Origin of the sequence: Pseudomonas sp., assembly GCF_037994325.1 — a bacterium.
Lineage (GTDB): Bacteria > Pseudomonadota > Gammaproteobacteria > Pseudomonadales > Pseudomonadaceae > Aquipseudomonas.
Map to the genome: position 1 here is coordinate 1 of NZ_JBBNAH010000049.1, position 3,418 is coordinate 3,418.

At 60.6% G+C, this 3,418-nt stretch carries 4 protein-coding genes; all 4 read right to left on the reverse strand.

What is annotated here, in order from left to right:
• Window positions 1-1,650: alpha/beta fold hydrolase (locus AAAB16_RS01555; protein WP_340661750.1), on the reverse strand; the 1,650-nt coding region annotated here is incomplete at its 3' end.
• 240 nt (window positions 1,651-1,890) lie between these two features.
• Window positions 1,891-2,289, reverse strand: a complete 399-nt coding sequence (locus AAAB16_RS01560) for a YbaN family protein (protein WP_340661751.1) — start codon at window positions 2,287-2,289, stop codon at window positions 1,891-1,893.
• Window positions 2,282-2,875 carry a biliverdin-producing heme oxygenase gene (locus AAAB16_RS01565; protein ID WP_340661752.1) on the reverse strand — a complete coding sequence of 198 codons (594 nt, stop codon included), beginning with the start codon at window positions 2,873-2,875 and terminating at the stop codon, window positions 2,282-2,284. The genes AAAB16_RS01560 and AAAB16_RS01565 overlap by 8 nt, the downstream gene beginning before the upstream one ends.
• Before the next feature lie 176 nt (window positions 2,876-3,051).
• Window positions 3,052-3,418, reverse strand: a 367-nt coding sequence (locus AAAB16_RS01570) for a TolC family protein (RefSeq protein ID WP_340661753.1), incomplete at its 5' end; no start/stop codon positions are given.

Consider the following 3,418-nt stretch of genomic DNA (forward strand, 5'->3'; position numbering starts at 1 on the left):
GCCCTGACCAATAAGCAGCGGCCGGCGAATGGCATCGGCCTTGAACAGCGGCGAGCGTTCACGCAGCAGCAATTGCCCGGCTTCGGTGGTTGGGTCGCCAATGCGCTGGTAGAACTCTCGTGTGTTGCCTGCCCAGTAAGGCGGCAGGTTCTCCAGCAGCGTCAGGAGATTCGAAGGCCCGACGATATCGACGCCGCAGGCAAAGCGCTCGGGGGTTTGGGTTAGGCCGACCAAGGTGGCGTAACCCCCGTAGGAGCCGCCCATAATGGCAATGCGATCTTTGCCCGCCACACCGTTGCGAATCGCCCACTCCGTGGCGTCCAGCAGGTCGTCCTGCATCTTCGCGCCCCATTGCTGGTTAGCCGCGCTGAGAAAGCGTTTACCAAAACCGGTCGAACCTCGGAAATTCACCGACAAGACGGCATAACCGCGGTTGGCTAACCACTGGTGCTCAGCCCTGAAACCATAGCTATCGCGCGCCCAAGGGCCGCCATGAACAAGCAACACCAGGGGTAGCGGCCGGTCAGGGATGCCACTGACTTTTTTGTCGCTGCCCGGCGGTAAGCTCAGGTAGGCCACCTGCGTAAGGCCATCACGGGTGACGATGTTACGCGGGAACATCCGCGCCAAGGGCGCCTTTGCCAACGCTGGATTGCTGACAAACAGCTCCTTCAGGCTGGGCCCGGAGCGATCATACAGATAGCTGGTGCCAGGCTGTGTGGGGCTCTCGGCCACCACCAGCCAGCGCTGGTTATCCGCAGACTTGGAGGTCACCCGAAAGGGGGCATCCAGCTTACCGCCAAGAAACGCCAAGTCGTCTTTAAAGGCCGGCGACAGTGCCGTCCACTGGGTTTTCTGATATTCCGTCGCGTAGCCTTCCGGTAAGCCTGTCGCCAGATCGATTTGAACGTCGCTGACATCGGCGTGGGCATCCTCGCCCAGCACCTTTCGGGCACCGCTTGGCAGGTCTTGGGCGACAAAGGCGGCGGTGTCTCGGCCTCGTGAATCAAGCCAGTACAAGGTGTTGCCGTCACGGGAAAAGCCAAGGGGGCGGGTGGTGGAAAAATCGCTGAAAGGCACCGACGCAAAGGCGCGATTGTCGACGCTATCGCCGTGTACCCAATACAGCTCGGTATTCCCTTGACTGTCCTCGCCAGTGACTATGCGCAAGCGCAGATCGCCGTCGGTGAGAAAATTGCTGTAGCCCAGGCGATTGTAGAACACCTCGGTCAGCTTGCCGGACGCGAGGTCCAGGCTGTAGACGTCAAAGTGGCGTGGGTCGCGATTGTTCAAGCCGATAAGGATGCGGTCCTTAACGTTCTGGTTGATACCGACGATCTGCACCTGGGTCTTTTCGGCCGGGGTCAGGCGCCGCGCCACACCAGCGTGCTCGCCACTCACCGCAACCTTGTAGAGCACATAGTTTTCGTCGCCAGCGTTATCGTTCACATACAGAATCGATGAAGAATCCGGCGCCCAAAAATACTCATAAATGGGCCGGTCTTTGGCCTGTGTCAGGACCTGGCCTTGATCGGGCTTATCCGCTGGGGCGATCCACACATTCAGCACGCCATCTTTGGGTGCAAGCCAGGCCAGCCATTTGCCGTCCAGACTGATTTGCGCGCCAACCTGAACAGGGTTGCCAAACAACTGTGCGCGAGGAATAAGTGCGGGCGGCTCGGCTAAAACCACTGCCGAACAGCTAAGGGCGATAAGTGCTGAAGCACATCGCAAGAAAGTGGGCAGCATAGAGGTGAGTCCGCAAGAAACGAACGTGCAGAATCACCCCCGTCTTCGCAGCAGGAATATAGGAAATCAGCCAATAACTCCACGCACCTTTCACAGGTTTATGTGGGCGGCGATACCCAACCGCTTGTGCGCTTGAACAGCTTACTGACGCCGGTCAGGACGCGACCAGATCCACGCCGCGCCGCAGCTCATGCCCAGTGCGGCAAATGCCACCGAAGGCAGGTGCTTTACGGTCAGCAACATGATGGTCAGCGCCAGCAACATGCTTAGGCTCGCCAGCCACTTGGTGCGGCGGGTAATCACGCCGCCGTCGCGCCAGTTACGCAGTAGCGAGCCAAACAGCCGATGGTTTTCCAGCCAAGCGGCCAAGCGCGGTGAGCTACGTGAAGCCGCCCAGGCGGCCAGCAGCACAAACTCGGTGGTCGGCAGGCCGGGAACAATCACCCCCAGCACCGCCAGCCCCAGGCTTAGATAGGCAACCGCCAACCATAACCAACGCAAGGGCCGGCGCGGGCTGAGCGGCTCACAGGCTTCAGGCAAAAGTACGTTCCAGGTGGTCGGCAAAGCGGTTGAAAGCGGCAATGGCGGCGGCCTCGGCTTGGCGCTCTTGCTCGGCATCCAGCACCACAGCATCAAGGGCGGCGACGAACTTTTTCCAGCCTTGGGCGCGACCGCCCTCCGGCTCACCGAGGTGGCGGGCGCCAAAGGTGTCGCTGAGCTGCAGCGCTTCAGCACGCTTGATCAAAAAGGCAGCGCCCAGCTTCGAGCCTTCGGAAACAAACACCCAACCCAACGCAGCACCCAGGCCATGGTGTTGGCCACGCACGCTGTCGTCACCCTGCGGCACGGCGTGGTCAAGGTCGGCCAGGTCCAGGCGCGCCTGTTCAACGCGGGCGCGGCTGGGCAGGTCGTCAACAATCTGCGCCAGCTCGGCGTTGCGGTAGAGGTTTTCCAGGTCGTACTGGAACAGGTACTGGGCGGCGACAAACTTGGCGAAATTTTCCCGGCTACCGAACGGGTCGTGGCTTTTTACCAGAGCGTCGAGGCGGCTGTGGGGCTCGTGGGTCAATTGGTTTAGGCGTTGCGAACGCAGAGCGTGGGTCAGTTGCGATTGTTGCGCGGTCATGGCAATTGCCTCGAAAGAGTGGGCGGCCGAGGGGAAAAACCTGGCCTCTGACGTAAATGACGACTGGGGCGGGAAAGTCAGTAAAAAAATCCGCAGAAATTTTCCATGCTTTGAGCGTAGGGGGCGCTGCGCCCCACGCGGCTGCGGCGTTATCGCCTGGGTAGGCACGGCACACCCTACTGGCGCTCGGCGAAATAACGCGCCAGTTCCTGCATGTCTTGGGCTTGCAGCGAGCCGGCCAAATAACGCAGTTGCAACCAGGCGCGCAGGTAGGCGTAGCGACTCTGCGCCAAGTCGCGACGGGCGCTGTAGAACTGTTGTTCGGCGTCGAGTACGTCGAGGTTGACGCGCTCGCCACCAGCCACACTTTTGCGCGTGGCGTCGATCAAGGTATTGGCCGAAGCCACTGCCAGCTCATAGGCGCGTACCTTGGCGACACTGCTGACGCACAGGTTGAATTGCTTGCGCAGCTCGATAAGGGTGCTGCTGGTTTGTGCGTCCAGTTCATAGCTGGCTTGTTCATATTGCCGCGCGGCCTGGCGG

What these genes read in the sequence shown, in the direction of transcription:
- AAAB16_RS01565 (WP_340661752.1), bottom strand. Translation starts at nt 2,875, where the DNA reads ATGACCGCGCAACAATCGCAACTGACCCACGCTCTGCGTTCGCAACGC.